The organism is Streptomyces fructofermentans (assembly GCF_014651055.1).
Lineage (GTDB): Bacteria > Actinomycetota > Actinomycetes > Streptomycetales > Streptomycetaceae > Streptomyces > Streptomyces fructofermentans.
The window spans coordinates 267,465-290,320 of record NZ_BMWD01000006.1; the positions used below are offsets into that span (position 1 = coordinate 267,465).

15 protein-coding genes are annotated in these 22,856 nt (G+C 73.4%); 13 read left to right on the plus strand and 2 right to left on the minus strand.

All coding sequences use genetic code 11. The features are described 5' to 3' along the window. The first annotated feature begins 222 nt into the window (after positions 1 to 222). From leuS to IE265_RS39480, 4 genes are all read left to right on the plus strand, one after another. On the plus strand, positions 223 to 3,096 hold the full coding sequence (gene leuS, locus IE265_RS11415; protein WP_190035340.1) for a leucine--tRNA ligase: 2,874 nt from the start codon (positions 223 to 225) through the stop codon (positions 3,094 to 3,096). 566 nt (positions 3,097 to 3,662) lie between these two features. After that, positions 3,663 to 4,430: a hypothetical protein gene (locus IE265_RS11420; RefSeq protein WP_190035341.1), complete on the plus strand. Its 768-nt coding sequence runs from the start codon at positions 3,663 to 3,665 to the stop codon at positions 4,428 to 4,430. Positions 4,431 to 4,502: 72 nt separating this feature from the next. Next, positions 4,503 to 5,348, plus strand: coding sequence for a DegV family protein (locus IE265_RS11425; RefSeq protein WP_190035342.1), 846 nt, complete (start codon positions 4,503 to 4,505; stop codon positions 5,346 to 5,348). A gap of 304 nt (positions 5,349 to 5,652) precedes the next feature. Then, entirely contained in the window at positions 5,653 to 6,891 is a 1,239-nt protein-coding gene (locus IE265_RS39480; protein ID WP_190035343.1) for a ComEA family DNA-binding protein, read from the plus strand. A gap of 175 nt (positions 6,892 to 7,066) precedes the next feature. Here IE265_RS39480 and IE265_RS39530 read toward each other — a convergent pair whose 3' ends face one another. Next, positions 7,067 to 7,390, minus strand: a complete 324-nt coding sequence (locus tag IE265_RS39530) for a hypothetical protein (protein ID WP_506005195.1) — start codon at positions 7,388 to 7,390, stop codon at positions 7,067 to 7,069. Here IE265_RS39530 and IE265_RS11435 point away from each other — a divergent pair. From IE265_RS11435 to holA, 5 genes are all read left to right on the plus strand, one after another. Continuing rightward, a complete protein-coding gene (locus IE265_RS11435; RefSeq protein ID WP_506005194.1) occupies positions 7,287 to 9,722 on the plus strand; it encodes a ComEC/Rec2 family competence protein in 2,436 nt (811 codons plus the stop codon). The genes IE265_RS39530 and IE265_RS11435 overlap by 104 nt on opposite strands. Positions 9,723 to 9,726: 4 nt before the next feature. Further along, positions 9,727 to 10,554: an arylamine N-acetyltransferase family protein gene (locus IE265_RS11440; protein WP_190035344.1), complete on the plus strand. Its 828-nt coding sequence runs from the start codon at positions 9,727 to 9,729 to the stop codon at positions 10,552 to 10,554. 172 nt (positions 10,555 to 10,726) lie between these two features. Then, positions 10,727 to 11,608: a YceI family protein gene (locus IE265_RS11445; protein ID WP_190035345.1), complete on the plus strand. Its 882-nt coding sequence runs from the start codon at positions 10,727 to 10,729 to the stop codon at positions 11,606 to 11,608. Positions 11,609 to 11,671: 63 nt separating this feature from the next. Further along, positions 11,672 to 11,917 (plus strand): hypothetical protein, encoded by a 246-nt coding sequence (locus IE265_RS11450; RefSeq protein WP_190035346.1) that lies wholly within the window; start codon positions 11,672 to 11,674, stop codon positions 11,915 to 11,917. 42 nt (positions 11,918 to 11,959) lie between these two features. Then, on the plus strand, positions 11,960 to 12,946 hold the full coding sequence (gene holA / locus IE265_RS11455) for a DNA polymerase III subunit delta (protein WP_190035347.1): 987 nt from the start codon (positions 11,960 to 11,962) through the stop codon (positions 12,944 to 12,946). Between the two features lie 679 nt (positions 12,947 to 13,625). Here the strand turns inward: holA and rpsT are convergent. Continuing rightward, on the minus strand, positions 13,626 to 13,892 hold the full coding sequence (gene rpsT, locus IE265_RS11460; RefSeq protein WP_190035348.1) for a 30S ribosomal protein S20: 267 nt from the start codon (positions 13,890 to 13,892) through the stop codon (positions 13,626 to 13,628). A 221-nt stretch (positions 13,893 to 14,113) separates the two neighbouring features. On the opposite strand from rpsT, the gene lepA reads away from it, so the two are divergent. The 4 genes from lepA (at position 14,114) to hemW (ending at position 22,272) form a co-directional block, all read left to right on the plus strand. Further along, positions 14,114 to 15,982, plus strand: coding sequence for a translation elongation factor 4 (gene lepA, locus IE265_RS11465; protein WP_190035349.1), 1,869 nt, complete (start codon positions 14,114 to 14,116; stop codon positions 15,980 to 15,982). 266 nt (positions 15,983 to 16,248) lie between these two features. After that, the gene (locus tag IE265_RS11470; RefSeq protein WP_190035350.1) at positions 16,249 to 18,135 is read left to right on the plus strand and encodes an AMP-dependent synthetase/ligase; all 1,887 of its coding nucleotides are present in this window, start codon (positions 16,249 to 16,251) and stop codon (positions 18,133 to 18,135) included. Positions 18,136 to 18,950: 815 nt separating this feature from the next. Then, positions 18,951 to 21,008 carry a SpoIIE family protein phosphatase gene (locus tag IE265_RS11475; RefSeq protein ID WP_229916130.1) on the plus strand — a complete coding sequence of 686 codons (2,058 nt, stop codon included), beginning with the start codon at positions 18,951 to 18,953 and terminating at the stop codon, positions 21,006 to 21,008. 31 nt (positions 21,009 to 21,039) lie between these two features. Further along, on the plus strand, positions 21,040 to 22,272 hold the full coding sequence (hemW, locus tag IE265_RS11480) for a radical SAM family heme chaperone HemW (protein ID WP_190035352.1): 1,233 nt from the start codon (positions 21,040 to 21,042) through the stop codon (positions 22,270 to 22,272). Positions 22,273 to 22,856 lie beyond the last annotated feature (584 nt).

A 22,856-nucleotide genomic window follows, 5' to 3' on the forward strand; every position in this document is an offset into this window, starting at 1 on the left:
CACTCAGTGCCGGAGCGTAGCCCACGGCCCGTCGCGGCCCGCTCGGCCGCTGCGGTACCCTGACGCCATGCGTGCTGTACGCCTTCTGCTTAGCGAGCCGCGCTGATCATTCCCGGCCACCGGTGAGACCGTGGCCGGCATCGGCGCGGCGCCCCCTCCTGTGCGAGGGGTTTTTTCATTTCCGGGCCGCTGGCAGAGACGATCGATGGAGCTTTGAGGATCATGAGCGAGACGAACACCGCTGCCGCCTCCGAGGTGGCCGCGCCGCACCGCTACACGGCCGCCATGGCCGAGCAGATCGAGGCACGCTGGCAGGACTTCTGGGACGCCGAGGGCACCTACGAGGCGCCGAACCCGACCGGCGACCTGGCCGGTGACCCCGAGCTGGTCGCCCGGCCCAAGAAGTTCATCATGGACATGTTCCCGTACCCCTCCGGTACGGGCCTGCACGTCGGCCACCCCCTGGGGTACATCGCCACCGACGTGTTCGCCCGGTACCAGCGCATGACCGGTCACAACGTCCTGCACACCCTGGGCTTCGACGCCTTCGGCCTGCCCGCCGAGCAGCACGCCGTGCAGACCGGCGAGCACCCCCGGGTCACCACCGAGGCGGCCATCGGCAACATGACGTCCCAGCTGCGCCGGCTGGGCCTGGGCCACGACAAGCGCCGGTCGTTCGCGACGATCGATCCGGACTACTACAAGTGGACCCAGTGGATCTTCCTGCAGATCTTCAACTCCTGGTACGACGACGAGGTCGACAGGGCCCGCCCGATCGCCGAACTGGTCGCCCAGTTCGAGAGCGGTGAGCGCGCCGTACCGGGCCACGCGCGCGCGTGGCACGAGCTGACCGCCGTCGAGCGGGCCGACGTCCTGGGCGGGTTCCGCCTGGCCTACGCCTCCGACGCGCCCGTCAACTGGTGCCCCGGGCTGGGCACCGTGCTGGCCAACGAGGAGGTCACCTCCGACGGCCGCTCCGAGCGCGGCAACTTCCCCGTCTTCAAGGCCAAGCTGCGCCAGTGGAACATGCGCATCACCGCCTACGCCGACCGGCTGCTGAACGACCTGGACGCGCTGGACTGGCCCGACGCCATCAAGCTGCAGCAGCGCAACTGGATCGGCCGCTCCGAGGGCGCCCGCGTCGACTTCCCGGTCGACGGCGACGCCATCACCGTCTTCACCACCCGTCAGGACACCCTGTTCGGCGCGACGTACATGGTTCTGGCGCCCGAGCACCCGCTGGTCGAGAAGTTCACCCCGGCCGCCTGGCCCGAGGGCACCCACGACGTCTGGACGGGCGGCCACGCCACCCCCGCCGAGGCCGTCGCCGCCTACCGCGCCCAGGCCGCCTCGAAGTCCGACGTCGAGCGGCAGGCCGAGGCCAAGGACAAGACCGGTGTCTTCACCGGCGTGTACGCGACCAACCCGGTCTCCGGGGAGCAGGTGCCGGTCTTCGTCGCCGACTACGTGCTGATGGGCTACGGCACCGGCGCGATCATGGCCGTCCCCGCGCACGACACCCGCGACTTCGCGTTCGCCCGCGCCTTCGAGCTGCCGATGCGCTGCGTCGTGGAGCCGTCGGACGACCGCGGCACGGACACCTCCACGTGGGAGGACGCGTTCGCCTCGTACGACGCCAGGCTGGTCAACTCCTCGGGCGACGACGTCTCGCTGGACGGCCTGGGTGTCGTCGAGGCCAAGGCGCGCATCACCGAGTGGCTGGAGCGCCGGGGCATCGGCCGCGGCACGGTCAACTTCCGGCTGCGCGACTGGCTGTTCAGCCGGCAGCGCTACTGGGGCGAGCCCTTCCCGATCGTCTACGACGAGGACGGCGTCGCCCACCCGCTGCCCGAGTCGATGCTGCCCCTGGAGCTGCCGGAGGTCGAGGACTACTCGCCGCGCACCTTCGACCCGGACGACGCGGACTCCCGTCCCGAGACCCCGCTGTCGCGCAACGAGGAGTGGGTCGACGTCACCCTGGACCTGGGTGACGGCCCCAAGCGGTACCGGCGCGAGACCAACACCATGCCCAACTGGGCGGGTTCCTGCTGGTACGAACTGCGCTACCTGGACCCGCACAACAGCGAGCGGCTGGTCGACCCGGAGATCGAGCGCTACTGGATGGGCCCGCGCGCGGGGCAGCCGCACGGCGGTGTCGACCTGTACGTCGGCGGCGCCGAGCACGCCGTGCTGCACCTGCTGTACGCCCGCTTCTGGTCCAAGGTCCTGTTCGACCTGGGGCACGTCTCCTCCGCGGAGCCGTTCCACAAGCTGTTCAACCAGGGCATGATCCAGGCCTACGTGTACCGCGACAGCCGCGGCATCGCCGTCGCGGCCACCGAGGTGGAGGAGCGCGACGGCGCCTGGTTCCACCAGGGCGAGCGGGTCTCCCGGCTGCTGGGCAAGATGGGCAAGTCCCTGAAGAACGCGGTCACTCCGGACGAGATCTGCGCCGAGTACGGGGCGGACACCCTGCGCCTGTACGAGATGGCGATGGGCCCGCTGGACGTCTCGCGGCCGTGGGACACGCGCGCGGTGGTGGGCCAGTACCGGCTGCTGCAGCGGCTGTGGCGCAACGTGGTCGACGAGAACACCGGTGAGGTCACCGTGGTCGACACCGAGGCCGACGTGGACACGCTGCGCGCTCTGCACCGGGCGATCGACGGCGTCCGCCACGACCTGGAGGGCATGCGCTTCAACACGGCCATCGCCAAGGTCACCGAGCTGAACAACCACCTGACCAAGGTGGGCGGCCCGGTCTCGCGTCCGGTCGCCGAGGCGCTGGTCCTGCTGGTCGCCCCGCTGGCCCCGCACATCGCCGAGGAACTGTGGCGCAGGCTGGGCCACACGGACTCGGTCGTCCACCAGGACCTGCCCGTCGCCGACCCCGCGTACGTCGTGGACGAGGCCGTGACCTGCGTCGTGCAGATCAAGGGCAAGGTCAGGGCGCGCCTGGAGGTCTCCCCGTCCATCTCCGACGAGGACCTGGAGAAGGCCGCGCTGGCCGACGACCGGGTGATCGCCGCGCTGGAGGGGGCGGGCATCCGCAAGGTGATCGTGCGGGCGCCGAAGCTGGTGAACATCGTTCCGGCGTAGGTCCTGGGGCCTGGGCTTGGGCCTGGGGCCGGGCCGATGTCCGGGGCGGGGCTCGGGGTTCGCGCCCGGGTCCGCGCCCGGCCCGGGGTCTGGCGCGGGGCCTCGGACGGGGGCCTGGGATCGGGGCATGGCGTCGAGGCTTGGGATCGGAGCCTGGAGCGGGGCCTGGATCGGGCTGATGTCCGTGGCGGGCTCGGGGTTCGCGCGCGCCTTGGGCCCGGGCGGTCGGGGTTCGGGCTTGCGTCCTGGGCCGGGGCCGGGGCCGGGGTCGGGGTCGGGGTCTGGGTCGGCCTTGGGCCCCGGGGCCGCGCCGCGTTCCGGGTCGGCGCCGCGTTCCTGGTCCGCGCCGGGTTCGGGCCCGGGGTGCGGGCGTCCCGCGCCCGCGCCGGGCCGGGGTTCGGGCTGACGCGGTGCCCGGTCGGGTGCCGCGTCCGTTTCCCGGGGCCGGGAGGTCGGGGAAGTCCCCTACGGGCAGGTTGGGGGTTCCGCTGGAACCCTCCGCCCTCCTTTTCCGTTTACCGTGAAGAAGCCGGCCGTCACTGGACGCAGCACCCGAGAGGATCGTCATGGAAGCCGTGGTCGCAGTCGTGGCGCTGATCCTCGTGCTGTTCGTGGTGCTGGGCGCGTACGCCACGGTCAAGGTCGTCGGCGCGGCCAAGCGCGGGGTGGACCGTACCGTCGCGCAGGCCCGCCGCACCGTGGAGGACTCCGCGCTCAGGGCGAAGACCTTCGCCCAGCCCGGAGCCCAGGGCGAGCTGGCCCAGCTCCGGCTCTCGCTGCGCACGTCGATGCGGGCCACTCAGGACGCGCTGCAGGCGGGCGTGGCCGAGGACGAGTCGCTGAAGGAGTCCCTGAGCCTCTTCCAGCGGCTCAGCGCGCACGGGCACGAGCTGGACGACGAGCTGAAGCGGCTCCAGCACGAGCCGGACAGGGTCCGCCTCACCGAGCGGCTGCCGGAGCTGCGGGAGCGCGCCGAGCGGATCACGTCGTCGGCGGACGCGCTGCGCTGGGCGGCCCGCGACCGGGCACAGCGCTTCGGGAGCGACGACCTCGACTCCCTCAGCGACCAGATCGACGTCGAGGCCGGAGCCCTGCGGCACTGGACCACGGAACCCGCCCCGCGCACCGCCGAGGGACCGGCTGCCTCGGGCACGCCCGCGCAGGCCCCGCCCCCGTGGCCGGAGGCCCCGACCGTCGCCTCGGGGCGGCAGACCTGGCCGGACGGCCCCGAGTCGCGGCCGGCCGAGGAGCCCACCCGGGCCTCCATCGACCCGCCGCGCGTCCGGGCCGCCTACCCTTGGGAGAAGAAGCCCCGCCCCGAGAGCACGACTTGATCCCGCCGGACCGGCCGCAGGCGGGAGGGGCCGGGCTGCCGCCCACGGCCACCGACAGGTAACCTCCAGGTCATGTCCCGCCATGTCGCGATCGTCACCGATTCAACGGCCTACCTGCCGCAGCGGACGATGGAGCGCCACGGCATTACCGCGGTGCCCCTGACCGTGGTCCTCGGCGACCAGGCGCTCGAAGAGGGTACGGAGATCTCCGCCCGCTCACTGGCCCAGGCGCTGCAGAAGCGGCGTTCCGTCACAACCTCCAGGCCGAGTCCCGAGGTCTTCGCGGAGACCTATCGCAGGGTCGCCGCGTCCGGTGCCTCGGGCATCGTCTCGCTGCACCTCTCCGCCGAGTTCTCCGGCACCTACGACGCGGCGGTCATGGCCGCCCGGGAGGCACCCGTACCCGTGCGGGTGGTGGACACCGGGATGGTGGCCATGGCCCTCGGCTTCTGCGCGCTGGCCGCCGCCGAGTCGGCGGAGGCCGACGGCACGATCGACGACGCGGTGGCCGCGGCGGAGAAGCGGGCCGCCGGGACGTGCGCCTACTTCTACGTGGACACGCTCGACTATCTGCGCCGGGGCGGACGGATCGGCGCGGCCCAGGCGCTGCTGGGGTCCGCACTCGCCGTGAAGCCGCTGCTGCAACTGGACGGCGGGCGCATCGAGATGTTCGAGAAGGTACGGACCGCCACCAAGGCCATCGCGCGCCTGGAGGAGATCGTCGCTGAGCGGGCGGGCGACTCCCCGGTCGACATCGCGGTCCACCACCTCGCGGCGCCCGAGCGCGCGTCGGCCCTCGCGGAGCGGCTGCGGGTCCGGGTGCCAGGACTGGCGGACCTGCATGTCAGTGAGGTGGGCGCGGTGATCGGGGCGCACACCGGGCCCGGGCTGCTGGGGGCCGTCATCTCGCCTCGGTGAGGACGGTTGCGGGTTGGGAGGCCTGCGGGGCGGGAGGCCTGCGCGGCGGGTCGAGTTGCCGGGGCGATCTGCCGGACTGATCTGCTGGTTCGGTCTGCCGGACTGATCTGTTGGTTCGGTCGGCGGGCCGCCGGGGTCGGTCAGGCGTTTTGGCTGGCGTGCTGGCGTGCTGGCGTGCTCGCGTGCGGCTTGTTCGGCCGATCGTTGGCTCGTGTGGGTGACGGAGTTGTCCACAACCCGACGGTAATCCCCGGGAATTGAGCAAGATCATCGCGATGGGGCGGGTATGCCCGATCCTCCTCGCATGGCACTTCGATCTTCTTCACGGACAGCGACGGTCACCAGCGGACCGGGGCGCGGGCCGGTCTCCGACAGCCGCGCGCGACACCGCCCCCGCCCTTCCCGGTTCGGGTCCCGGCGCCGGGAGTCGGCGGCGGGTGCACTGCGCCTGCGAGCACGGGCGGCGACCCTCTTCGGAGAACGGGCCGGGGAGCGGCCCGAGGATGCGGCCGAGGGGCGGGACGGGGAACAGGCGGAGGGACGAGGGGAGTTCGGGCACGGCCCTCCGGCGGGGGCGGCCGGGCGTGCGGCGGGTCCGATGGCGCCCCGGGCGCCGAGGGTACGGGTGCCGAGGTCCCCGGTGCCGGGAGCGCGGGTGCCGAGGCCCGATGTCCCGAGGTGGGTGGACTCGGGTGCCGGTGCCGAAGCCGGTGCGCTTGCCTCCGCCGATGTGGGTGCGGGCGTGGGTGGTGTGGACGTCGGCGCGGGTGTCGGGAGCGGGTCGGCCTGGCGGGAGCGGGCCGGGCTCGCGGTCAGGGAGCGGATGCCCTTGTGGCTGCAGTCCCGGTGCGGACTGGAGCCGAGGAGCGTGGTCGCGCTCACGGTGGTGCTCCTGGTCGCGACGGTCTTCGCCGTGCAGCACTTCTGGTCGGGGCGCACCCAGCCGGTGCGGCCGCCCCAGGTGGTGCGGGCCGCGGCTCAGTACGGCGAGAGGGGCGGCCCCGGACCCGAGCCGGCACCGGGGTCCTCGGCCCTCGCCCGGGGCTCGGTGGGAGCCGCCGCGACGGCCGGTGCCGTCGTCGTTGTGGACGTCGGGGGCAAGGTGCGCGAGCCCGGTGTCCAACGGCTGCCCGCGGGTTCCCGGGTCGCCGACGCGCTCCGCGCCGCGGGTGGGGTGCGGCCGGGTGCGGACACGGGGGGCCTCAACCGCGCGCGGGTCCTCGTGGACGGCGAGCAGGTGGTGGTCGGGGCGCCCCAGGGGGCGAGCGGAGCTCCTCCGGCCGCGGCGGGACCCGGCCCCGCGGTGGCCCCGGGCCCCGGGGGAGCGGGTGGTGCCGCTCCCGGTCCGGCCACTCCGGTCTCCCTCAACTCGGCCACCCCGGAGCAGTTGGACACGCTGCCCGGCGTCGGCCCGGTGCTCGCGCAGCACATCATCGACTACCGCACCCGGCACGGCGGCTTCCGCTCGGTCGAGCAGCTGCGCGAGGTGACCGGCATCGGCGACCGCCGGTTCGCCGACCTGCGGAATCTCGTACGGCCATGATGGGCGCGGAAGTTCGCGACGCGGCGGGCCGGGGGCGCCGCGGGACCCCCTCGTCGACCTCCGGGCGGCAGGCCACCGGGAGACGGGCCGCCACGAGCGGTGGCCGGCCGGACGTGCCAGACGTGACAGACGTGCACGCGGCCGCCGGGAGTCCGCTCGGTGCCTCGCATCCCCGTCAGGAGGGGCCGGCGGATCTGCGACTGGTGCCGCCGGCCCTGGTGGCGTGGGCCGTCGCGGCCTGGGCGTTGGCCGCCCCCGCCGAGTGGGTCGTCGCCGTGACGACCGGGTGCGTGGTCGTGGCCGGTGGACTGCTGGCCGCCGGTCGACGCGGTACCGCCGCCGGTGCGGACCCCGATGCCGCCCCCGCCACCACCGCGTCCGCCAGGCCTGTCACCATGCCCTCGGGTCCGGCCACCACCATGTCCGCCGGGCCCGTCACCATGCCCTCGGAACCCGCCACCACGACCTTGGGGTCCACGCCCACGACCTCGGGGTCCACGCCCACGACCTCGGGGTTGGCCGCCGGTCGACGGGGCGGGCGGCGCGCGTGGCCCCCGAGGATGTGGTGGTGGCACGGGTGGCCGCGCGGAGCCGTCGCCGCCGCGCTGCTCTGCGCCGCCGCGGCGGCCGCCTCGGCGGGACTGCACGGGGCCGACCTGCGCCGAGGCCCCGTCCCGGAGCTGGCGCGGCGGTACGAGGTGGTGACCGCCGAGGCCGAGGTGACCTCGGACCCACGTCTCACCCGGCCCCGGATCAGCGGTGCCCGCGCCGCCCCGCCCGCGGTGCTGGTCGACGCCGAGGTCCGGAGAGTCGACAAGCCGGACGGCACGACGGAGGTGACCCGTACCCCGGTCCTGCTGATCGTGGACGCGAGTGGGTGGGCCGCCCGTGAGCGGGCCGCCTCGCCATGGCTCTCCCTCCTCCCCACCACACGGCTGCGGGTGACCGCCAGGGTCGTCCCCGCACTCGGGGGCGGCGAGCGGGTCGCGGCGGTCCTGAGGGTGCGCGGCTCCGGACCGCCGAGAGTGGTGGGGAGGCCGTCGGGCACACAGAGGTTCGCGGGGGAGCTGAGGGCGGGGCTGAGGGCGGCGACCGACGGGCTCGAGCCGGACGCGCGGGCCCTGCTGCCCGGACTGGTGGTGGGGGACACCTCACGGATCACGCCGGAGCTGGACGAGGCGTTCAAGGCCACGGACCTCACGCATTTGCTCGCCGTGAGTGGCGCGAACCTCACGATTCTCATGGCGCTGCTGATCGGCCCGCCCGGCCGTGCCCAGCGGATCGAGCGGCGAGGCCTCGCACCCGGGCTGGGCATCCCGCTGAGAGCGACCGCGGTGTGCGGCGGGGTGCTCACACTCGGCTTCGTGATCGTGTGCAGGCCCGACCCGAGCGTGCTGCGGGCCGCGGCCTGCGGAGCCGTCGCGCTGCTGGCCATCGCCACCGGCCGCCGAAGGTCGCTGATCCCGGCGCTGGCCACGGCGGTGCTCGTGCTGGTGCTGTACGACCCGTGGTTGGCGCGGAGCTACGGCTTCCTGCTCTCGGTCGTGGCGACGGGCGCGCTGCTCACGCTGGCGCCGAGGTGGAGCGCCGCGCTCCGCCGCAGGGGGATGGCCCCGCGGGTGGCCGAGGCGCTGGCCGCCGCCGCTGCCGCCCAGGTCGTGTGCGCACCCGTCGTCGCCGTGCTGTCGGCGCGGGTCAGCCTGGTGGCGGTGCCGTGCAATCTGCTGGTCGAGTTCGCGGTCGCCCCGGCGACGGTGCTCGGATTCGCCGCGCTGGGCACGGCTCCGTGGGCGATGCCGGTGGCCGAGGCGCTCTCGTGGTGCGCGGGTTGGCCTGCCGGCTGGATCGCCGACATCGCCCGCGCGGGGTCGGCCCTGCCGGGCGCGGGGGTGGACTGGCCGGGCAGTTGGACGGGTGCGCTGCTGCTCGCGTGCACGACGGTCGTCCTGCTGCTCGTCGGCCGGAGACTTCTCGGGCATCCGTGGCTGGTCGGCGCCTGCGCCGTGCTGCTCCTGCTCGTACTGGTGCAGCCGCCACCCCTCACCCGGGTGATCACGGGGTGGCCGCCGCCCGGCTGGAGATACGCGATGTGCGACGTCGGTCAGGGGGACGCGACGGTTCTGCACGCCGGCGACGGCGCGGGTGTCGTGGTCGACGCGGGACCGGATCCGGTGCTGGTCGACCGGTGCCTGCGGACGCTCGGCATCACCAGGATTCCGCTCGTCGTGCTGACCCACTTCCACGCGGACCACGTCGCGGGGCTGCCGGGTGTCCTGCGCGGCAGGTCGGTGGGGGCGATCGAGACGACGGGACTCCAGGAGCCGGTGGAGCAGGCGGAGTTCGTGCGCAGACAGGCGGCGGCGCGACGTATTCCGGTGACCCGGGCGGTGGCGGGGGAACGGCGGCGCGTGGGGGCGCTCGACTGGCAGGTGCTGTGGCCGCCGCCCGTGGTTCCGGGTACCGGGGGCCCCAACGACGCGAGTGTCGTCCTGCTCGTGCGGTCGGCCGGTCCGACCCTGCTGATGCTCGGGGACCTCGAACCACCGGCCCAGCGAGCACTGCTGGAGTCGCCGGCGGGGGCCGCCGTGCGGTCCGTAGACGTGCTGAAGGTCGCCCACCACGGTTCGGCCTACCAGGACCCGGACCTGATGCGCAGGGTGGCGCCGCGTCTGGCCGTCGTCTCCGCAGGGGCCGACAACCCGTACGGACACCCCGCGCCCGCCACCGTGGCGGCGCTGCGAGCCGGGGGTGCCGAGGTGCTGCGTACGGACCGGGGAGGGGCCGTCGCCGTGGCCGGGGGAGGTGATCGCCTGCTGGTGGCGCGAGACTGAGGGCATGAAACCCGCACAGGCTGACGCCTACCTCCGCCGGATCGGCGCCGCCCACCCCGCGTGGCCCACCGTCGACGTACTCCGCGAGCTTCAGTTGAGGCACCTGCTGACCGTGCCGTTCGAGAACCTGTCGATCCACCTCGGCGAGGAGATCGTGCTGCAGGAGAAGCGGCTCGTGGAGAAGGTGGTGGGCGCCCGGAGGGGCGGCTTCTGCTACGAACTGAACGGCGCGTTCGGGGCGTTGCTCAGTGCGCTGGGCTTCGGGGTGACACTGCTGGCGGGACGGGTGTACGGGGAGAAGAACCGGCTCGGCATCCCGTACGACCATCTCGCGCTGCGGGTGCGGACGGTGGACGGGGGCGATCTGCTGGCCGATGTGGGGTTCGGCGCTCACAGCCACTATCCGCTGGCCCTGGAGGAGCGGGGCGAGCAGGCGGACCCGGGCGGGACCTTCCGGGTGATCGTCGCCGGAGCGGACCCGGCGGGGGTGCAGGGGAGCGCGGGCCAGTTCGGGGACCTGGAGGTGGTCAAGGACGGCAAGTCGCAGTACCGCCTGGAGACGCGGCCGCGGGTGCTCGGCGACTTCACCGCGGGGGCGTGGTGGCACAGCACCTCGCCCGCGTCCCACTTCACCCGGTCGCTGGTGTGCTCTCGGGTCACCGAGGACGGCGGGCGCGTAACCCTCAGCGGGCGCACGCTCACGGTGACGGGCCCCGACGGCCGCAAGGAGACGTCCGAACTGGTGGCGGACGAGGACGTGCTGACGGCGTACAAGGAGCGGTTCGGGATCGTGCTGAAGAGCGTCCCGGTTGTCCGGAAAGGGGACTCCTGACGGAAAGACATAAACGGAGTGGGCAATCCGGTCTACCCGTGCGTAGTCCCATCACATGTGCTGGATTCCCGCGATGTGGTCACGCGTTGCTTCGAAGGTCGCAACAGTGGTCGGATACCGCCTCGACAACAGGTGATTTCACGTCGTTCGGCAGCGCGAGGGTGGGTCGCAGATGGTCGGCAACTGGCGGGGAAACCGTACGAACCGCGGGCAGCGGGAGGGACACCTCACCACGGTGACCGTGCCGGCCGGCGCCGGAGTGCTCGGGGGCCGGGTGCTGGACCCGGCCGACCAGCCCTTACGCCACGCGGAGTTCACGGTCGCGGACGCCTCGGGGCGCGAACTGGTCGGCGGCGGGCTGGACCCCTTCGGGTCCTTCATGGTGACCGTGCCCGCGGGGGAGTACCAGGTCGAGGTGTCGGCGGACGGGTACGCGCCCTGCCTGATGAACGCCACGGTCACCGAGGGGGAACTGGCGCCGCTCGGCGATGTGACGCTGAGCGTCGCACGGCCCCCGGCGCTCCCCGGGCCGGGCGACTGGGAGATCGAGCCGGGGCACTCGTCGATCACCTTCACCGCCCGGCACATCGGGCTGGCGCGGGTGCGCGGACGGTTCAACACCTTCGCCGGGGTGATCCGGATGGCCGAGCACGCGGAGCGGTCGGCCATGCACGTGGTGATCGACGCGTCCTCCGTCGACACCAACATGCGAAGACGCGACGAGCATCTGCGGTCGGCGGACTTCCTGGACGTCGCGCGGTTTCCGACCCTGGAGTTCTACAGCGAGCGGTTCACGCACCAGGGCGGCAGCCGGTGGTCCGTCACGGGAGACCTCTCGCTGCGCGGGGTGACGCGGACCGTCGGCCTCGACGCGGAGTACCTGGGGATCGGCAACGGCATGGACGGGGAGGTGCGGGCGGCCTGCCGGGCCACCGCCGAACTGCGCCGCGACGACTTCGCGCTGAACTGGCAGACCGTGCTCACGCGGGGCGTCGGCGCGATCGGTCCCCGCATCGCCATCGACCTCGACGTGCAGATCGTGCCCAAGACCTGACCCGGTGTCCCGAGGGCCAGGACCCCCGCGCGGGGCTCCGGACGCGTAGCGGAAGATGTCCGGGTGAGCGATGTGAGACATGTGCTGGTGCTGCCCGACCGCGATGCCGCCGAGGAGGCGGCCGAGGCGCTCGGGGAGCGGTTCGCACTCGACGAGGAGCCGCAGCTCGTCCGGGACGCCCTCGCCGGTGAGGACGACGCGGAGGACGCCCAGTGGCTGCTGGTCCTGAGGGACGAGCCCGGACGGCTGGACGCCCGGGAGCTGGACTCGTTCGCCGGGGAGTGGGACGGCTGGCGGGAGGAGCCGTAGCCGTCGGCCCGTTGTCGGTGCCGCGTGGGATGCTTGACCGCGATGGCCAGGAACCCCGCTCAGGACAACCCGCTCGCTCCCGTCACGATCGCCGTGGGGCAGGAGGATCTGCTGCTCGACCGCGCCGTGCAGGAGGTCGTCGCCGCCGCGCGGGCCGCCGACCCCGACACGGACGTACGGGACCTCACGTCCGACCAGTTGCAGCCGGGCACGCTCGCCGAGCTGACGAGCCCGTCGCTCTTCGCGGAGCGCAAGGTCGTCGTCGTGCGCGGCGCGCAGGACCTGTCCGCCGACACGATCAAGGACGTGAAGGGGTACCTGGGCGCTCCCGCCGAGGAGATCACGCTCGTGCTGCTGCACGCGGGGGCGGCCAAGGGCAAGGGACTGCTCGACGCCGCGCGCAAGGCGGGCGCTCGCGAGATCGCCTGCCCGAAGATGACCAAGCCGGCGGACCGGCTGGCCTTCGTCCGCGGCGAGTTCCGCGGGCTGGGCCGGGCGGCGACGCCCGAGGCGTGCCAGGCGCTCGTCGACTCCATCGGCAGTGACCTGCGGGAGCTCGCCTCGGCGGTGACGCAGCTCGTCGCGGACATCGAGGGGACGATCGACGAGGCGGTTGTCGGGACGTACTACACCGGGCGGGCCGAGGCCTCCAGCTTCACGGTCGCGGACCGGGCCGTCGAGGGCCGGGCGGCCGAGGCGCTGGAGGCGCTGCGCTGGTCCCTGTCGACGGGGGTCGCGCCGGTGCTGATCACCAGCGCGCTCGCCCAGGGAGTGCGGGCCATCGGCAAGCTCTCCTCCGCCCGTGGCGGCCGGCCGGCCGACCTGGCCCGGGAGCTGGGCATGCCGCCCTGGAAGATCGACCGGGTGCGCCAGCAGATGCGGGGCTGGACGCCCGACGGGGTCGCGGTCGCGCTGACGGCGGTCGCGGAGGCCGACGCCGGGGTCAAGGGCGGCGGGGACGACCCCGAGTACGCCCTGGAGAAGGCGGTCGTCGCGGTGGCCCGAGCGGCCCGTTCCCGCCGGGGATAGCGCACCCGCCTCCACGGCCCCGCCACCGGACGCGCCGGCCTCGGCCCTGCTCCTCGCCGACCTCGCCGACCTCGCCCGCCCGGACCTCGCCCGCCCCGCGCCTTGGCCCGGCCTGTCCTGCCGCGCCGGCCGTGACCCCGCCCCGCGCCCGAGCGATCGCGCCCCGACATGCCTCGCCGCGTCCCAGCCTGAGCCCCCGCCCCGATGGCACCCCGCGCCCGGCGGGCCTTGCCGGGCGCCGCGCCCAGACCCGGCCCCACCCGTCGACTCGCGCCCAGCGCACCCTGCCCGTGCCGCCCGGCGCCACTCCGCCCAGCCGTGCCCCCGCCCCGCGCCCGGCCGCCGGCCCTCGCCACCCCAGGACGCGCCGGACCACCCCAGGACGCGCCGGACCACCCCGGGACGCGCCAGGCCGTACCGGACCACCCCGGGACGCCCCGGACCACCCCGGGACGCCCCGGAACCATCGCCCGGCATGCCGAAGGCCCCGGCCGCTCGTCCTCGGAAAGGACGGGTGGCCGGGGCCCCGGTTCAAGCGATTGACCCGTACCCGCGTGGCGAACGCAGGCCGTGTACGAGTCGGGATGCCGGTCGGGAGCGGAGAGAGAGGGCCCGCTCAGGTCCTTCCGGCGTTCGAATCAAGTGGGTGACCGGCGGAGCCGAGTCACCCGGCAGAGGTTCAGGCCTGGAGGGCCGCGACCTTCGAAGCAAGCGCCGACTTCTTGTTGGCGGCCTGGTTCTTGTGGATGACGCCCTTCGAGACGGCCTTGTCGAGCTTGCGCGAAGCCTCGCGCGCCGCGACGGTGGCCTTCTCGACGTCACCCGCGGCAGCAGCCTCGCGGGCCTTGCGGATCGCAGTCTTCAGGGAGGACTTGACGGCCTTGTTGCGCAGCCGAGCCTTCTCGTTGGTCTTGATCCGCTTGATCTGGGACTTGATGTTCGCCACGAATGAGCCTTTTCAGGTTCAGGCGCACGAGGACTGGCCCCGCACGCCGTTTGATTTCTTGGGGTGTGCCTCCTGCTGAGAGGGCATGAGACACAGCCGCCCACACTACCAGCGGTACCCCGACCGGCCCAAACCGGTCGCACGCCCCCACCCATGGGACGATGGAACCTACGTATCGATCCGACCCGAGGCGACAGGCGCCTCAAGAGACAGGACCCTGCGTGCCCGCGACCCCTAACAATGTGCCCGAGCCGAGCCGTACCGACCCGGCTCTGATCCGCAACTTCTGCATCATCGCGCACATCGACCACGGCAAGTCCACGCTCGCCGACCGCATGCTCCAGCTGACCGGGGTGGTCGACCCGCGGCAGATGCGTGCCCAGTACCTCGACCGCATGGACATCGAGCGCGAGCGTGGCATCACGATCAAGTCCCAGGCGGTCCGGCTGCCCTGGGCGCCGACCGAGGACCCGGGCACGACCCACGTCCTCAACATGATCGACACCCCCGGGCACGTCGACTTCACGTACGAGGTGTCCCGGTCCCTCGCGGCCTGCGAGGGCACGGTCCTGCTGGTCGACGCGGCCCAGGGCATCGAGGCGCAGACTCTCGCCAACCTCTACCTGGCGATGGAGAACGACCTCAAGATCATCCCCGTACTGAACAAGATCGACCTGCCGGCCGCCCAGCCGGAGAAGTTCTCCGAGGAGCTCGCCAACCTCATCGGGTGCGACCCCGAGGACGTGCTGAAGGTCTCCGCCAAGACGGGCCTGGGCGTCGAGGCGCTGCTCGACAGGGTCGTCGCCGACGTCCCCGCCCCGGTGGGTGTCCAGGACGCCCCCGCGCGCGCGATGATCTTCGACTCGGTCTACGACTCGTACCGCGGTGTCGTGACGTACGTACGTGTCATCGACGGGCAGCTCAACAAGCGCGAGCGCATCAGGATGATGTCCACCGGAGCCACGCACGAGCTGCTGGAGATCGGCGTCTCGGCGCCCGAGATGAAGGCGGCCGACGGGCTCGGCGTCGGTGAGGTGGGCTACCTCATCACCGGTGTGAAGGACGTCCGCCAGTCCAAGGTCGGTGACACGATCACCACCCTGCACAAGGGCGCCACCGAGGCGCTCGGCGGGTACAAGGACCCCCGGCCCATGGTCTTCTCGGGCCTTTACCCGCTGGACGGGTCCGACTACCCCGAGCTGCGCGACGCCCTGGACAAGCTCCAGCTCAACGACGCCGCCCTCGTCTACGAGCCGGAGACCTCCGCCGCGCTGGGCTTCGGCTTCCGCGTCGGCTTCCTCGGGCTGCTGCACCTCGACGTGATCCGTGAGCGGCTGGAGCGCGAGTTCGGCCTCGACCTGATCGCCACCGCGCCCAACGTGGTCTACCGCGTCGAGATGGAGGATCGCAGCGAGCACACGGTCACCAACCCGAGCGAGTTCCCCGAGGGCAAGATCGACAAGGTGTACGAGCCGGTCGTGCGCGCCACGATCCTCGCGCCGAGCGAGTTCATCGGCTCGATCATGGAGCTGTGCCAGACCCGGCGCGGCACCCTGCTCGGCATGGACTACCTCTCCGAGGACCGGGTCGAGATCCGCTACACCCTGCCGCTCGCGGAGATCGTCTTCGACTTCTTCGACCAGCTGAAGTCCAAGACCCGCGGCTACGCCTCGCTCGACTACGAGCCCACCGGCGAGCAGGCCTCCAGCCTGGTCAAGGTCGACATCCTGCTGCACGGCGACAAGGTCGACGCCTTCTCGGCGGTCACGCACAAGGACGCGGCGTACGCGTACGGGGTGCGGCTCGTCGCCAAGCTGCGCGAGCTGATCCCGCGGCAGGCCTTCGAGGTGCCGATCCAGGCGGCCATCGGCTCCCGGGTCATCGCCAGGGAGACCATTCGGGCGATCCGCAAGGATGTTCTCGCCAAGTGCTACGGCGGTGACATCTCCCGGAAGCGGAAGCTGCTGGAGAAGCAGAAGGAAGGCAAGAAGCGGATGAAGATGGTGGGCTCCGTGGAGGTTCCGCAAGAGGCCTTCATCGCCGTCCTGTCCAGTGACGACAGCGGTGGTTCGGCCAAGGGCAAGAAGTAGCCGCCCCGCCGTCCGGTGGTCGGCCCCGCAATCCCGGGCCCGTCGCGCACTCGCGCGGCGGGCCCTCGGCGTCCCCGCGCGGCCGCGGACCCGTCGAATTCCGCCCGCGCTCTGTAGGAAGTGACAGGCCGCGGCCTCTTACGCACCGGCCGGTCGGCCTCTACTCTGATCACCACTCGATGGTTACTCGCGAGTTAAACAAGCAGTGCACCGAGCCGACCACAATGAGCCAGCCACACGCAATGTCGCGGGCCCCGGAGGATGTCGTGAGCGACACACTGACCCTGATCGAGAACCGTCCACCGTCCGTCTCGGCACTCTTCCTTGAGCGCGTGGCGGCCACCCCGGACGCGGAGGCGTACCGCTACCCGGTCCCGCCGGCGTCGGGCGAGGGCCCGGACGACTGGAAGTCGCTCAGCTGGACCCAGGCGGCCGACCGGGTCTTCGCGATCGCGGCCGGACTGATCGAGCTGGGCGTACAGCCGGAGCAGCGCGTCGCGCTCGCCTCCTCGACCCGCGTCGAGTGGATCCTCGCCGACCTGGGCATCATGTGCGCCGGCGCGGCGACGACGACCGTGTACCCCCAGACGAACGCCGAGGAGTCCGCCTTCATCCTGGCCGACTCCGAGAGCCGGGTGCTCATCGCGGAGGACGCGGCCCAGCTCGCCAAGGCCCGCGAGAAGCGCGCCGAACTGCCCGCGCTGACCCATGTCGTGGTCATCGACTCCACGGGTGTCGAGCCCGGCGCCGATGAGGGCGACTGGCTGCTCACGCTGGCCGAGTTGGAGACCCGCGGCGCCGCGTACCTGGAGAAGCACCCCGAACTGATCAAGGAGAAGGTCGCCGCGATCACCTCCGATCAGCTCGCGACCCTCATCTACACCTCGGGCACCACCGGCCGGCCCAAGGGCGTCCGCCTGCCGCACGACAACTGGTCGTACATGGCGAAGGCGATCGCCTCGACCGGCCTGGTCGGCCAGGACGACGTCCAGTACCTGTGGCTGCCGCTCGCGCACGTCTTCGGCAAGGTGCTCACCTCCGGCCAGATCGAGGTCGGCCACGTGACGGCCGTCGACGGCCGCGTGGACAAGATCATCGAGAACCTGCCGGTCGTCCAGCCGACCTACATGGCGGCCGTGCCCCGCATCTTCGAGAAGGTCTACAACGGAGTCGCGGCCAAGGCCCGGGCCGGCGGCGGCGCCAAGTACAAGATCTTCCAGTGGGCGGCCGGGGTCTCCCGCGAGTACGCGAAGGCCACGCAGGACAACTTCCGCCGCACCGGCACGGCGTCCGCGCCCTTCGGGCTCGCCGCCAAGCACAAGGTCGCCGACACCCTCGTCTTCGCCAAGATCCGCGACGCCTTCGGCGGCAGGCTGCGCGCCTGCGTCTCCGGATCCGCCGCGCTCGCGCCCGACATCGGCTACTTCTTCGCCGGCGCCGGCGTGCACATCCTGGAGGGCTACGGGCTCACCGAGTCCTCGGCCGCCTCCTTCGTGAACCCGGGCGAGGCGTACCGCACCGGCACGGTCGGCAAGCCGCTGCCCGGCACCGAGGTGCGCATCGCGGACGACGGCGAGATCCTGCTGCGCGGCCCCGGCATCATGGAGGGCTACCACGGGCTGCCGGAGAAGACCGCCGAGGTCCTGGAGTCCGACGGCTGGTTCCACACCGGCGACATCGGCGAGCTGTCCGCGGACGGCTACCTGCGCATCACGGACCGCAAGAAGGACCTGATCAAGACGTCCGGTGGCAAGTACATCGCGCCGGCCGAGGTCGAGGGCCAGTTCAAGGCCGTGTGCCCGTACGTCTCGAACATCCTCGTGCACGGCGCCGACCGGAACTTCTGCACCGCGCTGATCGCCCTCGACGAGCCGTCCATCCTCGGCTGGGCCGCGGACAACGGCCTCGCGGACAAGCCGTACGCCGAGGTCGTCGCCGCTCCCGCGACGGTCGAGCTCATCGACGGCTACGTCAAGGAGCTGAACCAGGGCCTCCAGCGCTGGCAGACGATCAAGAAGTTCAAGCTCCTGCCGCGCGACCTCGACATCGAGCACGGCGAGCTCACCCCGAGCCTCAAGCTCAAGCGCCCGGTCGTCGAGAGGGAGTACAAGCACCTGATCGAGGAGATGTACGAGGGCTCGCGCGAGGCATAAGCGCGAAGCCGGCCGGGTCCGGCGCCCGGCCGGACCCGGTGGTCCCGCCGGGAGAGCCGGCGGATGTCCGCTCGTGAGGGGCGGGGTCGCGGACCCCGCCCCTTCCCGCGTCCCGGCCCCCGTACGCGCCTCCCCGGCCCGCAGGTGCGGCGGCCCGCCTCCGGCCCCCGTACGGGTCCTGGGTGTCCCCGCGCCCCGTGCGGTGGCCCGCTCACGGCCCCTGCGCGCGTCCGCCGCGTCCCTGGCCCTTCACGTGCGGCGGGCTCGCCCACGGCCCCCGTACGCGTCCGCCGCGTCCCCGGCCCCTCACGTGCGGTGGCCCGCTCACGGCCCCTGCGCGCGTCCGCCGCGTCCCCGGCCCCTCACGTGCGGCGGGCTCGCCCACGGCCCCCGTACGCGTCCGCCGCGTCCCCGGCCTCCCCGCGTGGGGTGGTCCGCCGCGGCCCCCGTACGCGCCTCCCGTGTCCCGGCGCCGGTGTGCGCCGTGAGGTGTCGCGGGCCCGGACGGTCCACGGTGGACGTGCCGCGCTTCCGTCCCGTTGCGCGTCCCGCAGGGTGGGGAGTGTGAGGGGCGTGCCCGGATCCGGCGCCGTGCCGGTGGTTCCCGTGCCCGAATCTGTCCGACTTCGAGCACTCGTGTAGCACTGTTCTCACTCATGGCGGCCCACTTCGGTAACTCGGTGCTTATGGACGGGGCCGGTCTGTCACTCTGTCCGCATCGCCTGAGGCGTACTCGTCCGAACTGCTCAGGGAGCCGCACAGTGGGGGCAATACCGACGCAACGGGAGTCCGTGCACCACGCTCCTGGAACGCCTGTGCGCCCGCGCGCGTTCGCGCGCACCTCGTTACCGGGCAACCACCTCGCCCCCGGCGCCGCCCGCCGCTTCGTCCGGTGCGCACTCGCCGACTGGACCGAGCTGGCCCTGCCGGGAGCCGAGTTCATCACGGACCTGCTGGTGGCCGACGCCATGGTCATCGTCAGCGAACTGGTCACGAACGCGGTGGTGCACGCGGGCACCGACGTGGATCTGCTGTGCCGTCTCGACCCCCGCCCCGAGGAGTACCCGCCGCCCGCCCCGAAGCTCCCCGACGCGGCGCGGGACATCGCCCGGGACGACTCCACGGCCGCGATGCCGGACGGCGTCCCGGTGGTCGGCGTCCCGGTGGGCGGAGTGTCCGCGACCGCCGTGCCGCCGGGAGCGGACGGGCGGCAGCCGGAGCCCGGCGCGCTCGTCCTGGAGGTCTCCGACAACCGTCCCGCGCGAGGCGTCCGGGACGAGGGCGACGAGGACGACAGGTACGCGGACGGGGACGCCGGCACGGACGACGACGGCGACGAGCGGCCCCGGGACTCCGTCGAGTACGGGCGCGGGGTGCGGCTCGTCTCCACGCTCTCCGACGCCTGGGGCATCACCTACCGCGCCGGGACCAAGACCGTCTGGGCCCGGCTGCCCGTCGAGGGGGTCGCGCTCACCGAGAGGGCAGAGGCGTACGCCGGGGAGCACGCCCTGCTGCGCGGGCAGCGGGCCGCCGAGATCCTCGCCCCCGCGTACCGGCGCAGCGTCCAGGACCAGGAGTGGCTGAACCGCGGCGCGCTCTCCTTCCTCGCGGAGGCCTCCGACCTGCTCGCCGGGCAACTCGACGAGGACCTGGTCGCCGTGCTCACCGGACAGCTGCTGGTGCCCAGGCTCGCCGACTGGTGCGCGGTGTGGCTGGAGGACGAGGCACCGGGCCGGATGGACGGGGTCGTCGTCGGCGGGCCCCGGCTCGCCCGGGTATGGCACGGCAGCGAGAACCGCATCGAGGAACTGCGCCGGGTCCTGGAGAAGGACCCGCCCGAGCCGCCCGAGGCCCCGCACTCGGGGCCGGTCGCCGTGCGCTGGCCCGCCGAGGCCCTGGGCGCGCGCGGCGCCACCGGGTCGGCGCTCGCGTACCGGCTGGTGGCCGGCGGCAGGCCGCTGGGCACGCTCGTCATCGGGCGGGCCGGGCTGCCCCGGTTCCCAGACGAGATCACGGGGCTCGTCGAGGACCTCAGCCGCCGGGTGGCGCTCGCGATCGGCGCCGCCAGGCAGTACGCGCGCCAGGCCACCATCAGCCGCGTGCTCCAGAGGGGCCTGCTGCCCGGGGCGGTCGCCGAGATACCCGGTGTGCGCAGCGCCCTGGTGTACGAGCCCTGCGACAAGGGCGGGCCGAGCGGGGACTTCTACGACCTCTTCCCGGCCGGCGACGGGCGCTGGTGCTTCGCCCTGGGCGACGTCCAGGGCAAGGGCCCCGAGGCGGCGGTCGTCATCGGCCTCGCCCGGCCCTGGCTGCGGCTGCTCGCCCGCGAGGGGTACGAGGTGCCCGACGTCCTCGACCGCCTGAACCAGCTCCTCCTCGACGACGCCACCGAGGTGTCCGACGCGGCGGCACGGGCCCTGGTCGCGGCGGGCGGCCGGGGGCTCGCCGCGGAGGGCCCGCAGAACCGCTTCCTCTCGCTCCTCTACGGCGAGCTGGTGCCCTTCGAGGGCGGGGTGCGCTGCACGGTCGCCTCGGCGGGCCATCCGCTGCCGCTGCTCCTGGACCCGACAGGAGGAGTACGCGAGACGGCCCGGCCGCAGACCATCCTCGGTGTCTTCGAGGACGCGGCCTACCGCTGCGAGACCTTCGACCTGTGCCCCGGCGACAGCCTGCTGTGCGTCACGGACGGCGTCACCGAGCGCCGCAGCGGGCACCGGCAGTTCGACGACGACGAGGGCCTCGCCGCCGCCCTCGCGGACTGCGCTGGCCTCAGCGCCGAACTGATCGCCGAGCGGATCAGACGGCTGGTGCACGAGTTCGGCCCGAAGCCCCCCGAGGACGACCTCGCGCTGCTGGTGCTCCAGGCGGAGTAGGCATTCCCGGCGGTGCGGGACAATGGAAGGCATGCCTTCCGCACTTCCCGACGGCGAGCCCGTCCCCGACGACGGGGCTCTGCCCGCGCACGCCCTGGCCGGCGCGGCCGACCGTCCGCTCGGGTTCTACCTCCACGTCCCGTACTGCGCCACGCGCTGCGGCTACTGCGACTTCAACACGTACACGGCGACGGAGCTGCGCGGCTCGGGGGGCGTGCTCGCCTCCCGCGACAACTACGCCTCGACCCTGGTCGACGAGGTCCGGCTGGCCCGCAAGGTGCTCGGCGACGACCCGCGCCCGGTCCGCACGGTCTTCGTCGGCGGCGGCACGCCGACGCTGCTGGCAGCCGAGGACCTCGTACGGATGCTGGCTGCCGTGCGGGAGGAGTTCGGTCTCGCGCCGGACGCGGAGATCACCACCGAGGCGAATCCGGAGTCGGTGGACCCCGCCTACCTGGCCGCACTGCGCGAAGGGGGCTTCAACCGGATCTCGTTCGGGATGCAGAGCGCGCGGCAGCACGTCCTGAAGGTGCTGGACCGCACCCACACGCCCGGCCGGCCGGAAGCGTGCGTCGCCGAGGCCCGCGCGGCCGGTTTCGACCACGTCAACCTCGACCTCATCTACGGCACGCCGGGGGAGAGCGACGACGACTGGCGGGCCTCGCTCGACGCGGCGATCGGCGCCGGGCCCGACCACGTGTCGGCGTACGCGCTGATCGTCGAGGAGGGCACGCAGCTCGCCCGGCGCATCCGGCGCGGCGAGGTCCCGATGACCGACGACGACGTGCACGCGGACCGCTACCTCATCGCGGAGGACCGGTTCGCCGCCGCGGGCTTCTCCTGGTACGAGGTCTCCAACTGGGCCACCTCGGAGGCGGGCCGCTGCCTCCACAACGAGCTGTACTGGCGCGGCGCGGACTGGTGGGGAGCGGGCCCCGGCGCGCACAGCCATGTCGGCGGGGTGCGCTGGTGGAACGTCAAGCATCCCGGCGCCTACGCGGCGGCCCTGTCGGCGGGCCGGTCCCCCGGAGCGGGCCGTGAACTGCTGTCGGAGGAGGACAGGAGGGTGGAACGCGTCCTCCTGGAGCTGCGGCTGCGCGAGGGCGTCCCGCTGTCGCTCCTCCACACGGACGGACTGGCGGCGTCCCGCCGGGCACTGGCCGACGGCCTCCTGGAGAGCGGCCCGTACGAGGCGGGCAGCGCGGTCCTCACCCTGCGCGGCCGGCTGCTGGCCGACGCGGTCGTGCGCGACCTGGTCGACTGACCGCCGGGCCCCCGCCGGCCTCGGCGGGAGGGGGCGCGGGGCGCGGGGGCGGCAGCGGTCCTGGGGCGCCCGACGCCTTCCGCACGGTCCGGCTCCCCGCCACTGGGCTGAAGGGGCGCCCGACGCGTTCCGCACGCTCCGGCGCCCGCCACGGACCTGGAGAGGCGCCGGCGGCGGGCCGCGGGGCCGCACGGCCCAGCTCCCGACCGCCACGCCGCGGTCGCCACGGCCCTCCCGGCCGCCCGGCTGTTCCGGCGGCAGGGCCACCTTCCGGTCGCCCCGGCGGGTCCGGCTGTTCCGGCCGTCCCGGGCGGCCGGGGCCACCACATGGTCGCCACGGCGGTTCCGGTCGCCAGGGCCGTCACGGACGGCTCGGTCCTCGCGCCGCCGCGGTGCTCCTGGTGCTCCCCGTCGGCTCGGCCCGGCGGGCCGCCCCGGGGCTCCTGGTCCGCCCGGCCCTCACGGTCGCCGCCGGGGCCCTACGAGTCGTCCGAGCCGCTCCCCAGCCGCTCCCCGGCGGTCCCCGGGAGCGGCTCACGCGGCCCGAACCGCGACCGGCCCACGTGCCCGGCCCACGTGCCCGG

Bases quoted from the DNA above. Each gene is read 5' to 3' on its own strand.
- holA (WP_190035347.1), top strand. From the start codon at position 11,960: ATGGCCAGGAACCCCGCTCAGGACAACCCGCTCGCTCCCGTCACGATC.
- IE265_RS11420 (WP_190035341.1), top strand. From the start codon at position 3,663: ATGGAAGCCGTGGTCGCAGTCGTGGCGCTGATCCTCGTGCTGTTCGTG.
- IE265_RS11435 (WP_506005194.1), top strand. From the start codon at position 7,287: ATGCCCTCGGGTCCGGCCACCACCATGTCCGCCGGGCCCGTCACCATG.
- IE265_RS39480 (WP_190035343.1), top strand. From the start codon at position 5,653: ATGGCACTTCGATCTTCTTCACGGACAGCGACGGTCACCAGCGGACCG.
- hemW (WP_190035352.1), top strand. From the start codon at position 21,040: ATGCCTTCCGCACTTCCCGACGGCGAGCCCGTCCCCGACGACGGGGCT.
- IE265_RS11440 (WP_190035344.1), top strand. From the start codon at position 9,727: ATGAAACCCGCACAGGCTGACGCCTACCTCCGCCGGATCGGCGCCGCC.
- leuS (WP_190035340.1), top strand. From the start codon at position 223: ATGAGCGAGACGAACACCGCTGCCGCCTCCGAGGTGGCCGCGCCGCAC.
- IE265_RS11445 (WP_190035345.1), top strand. From the start codon at position 10,727: ATGGTCGGCAACTGGCGGGGAAACCGTACGAACCGCGGGCAGCGGGAG.
- IE265_RS11425 (WP_190035342.1), top strand. From the start codon at position 4,503: ATGTCCCGCCATGTCGCGATCGTCACCGATTCAACGGCCTACCTGCCG.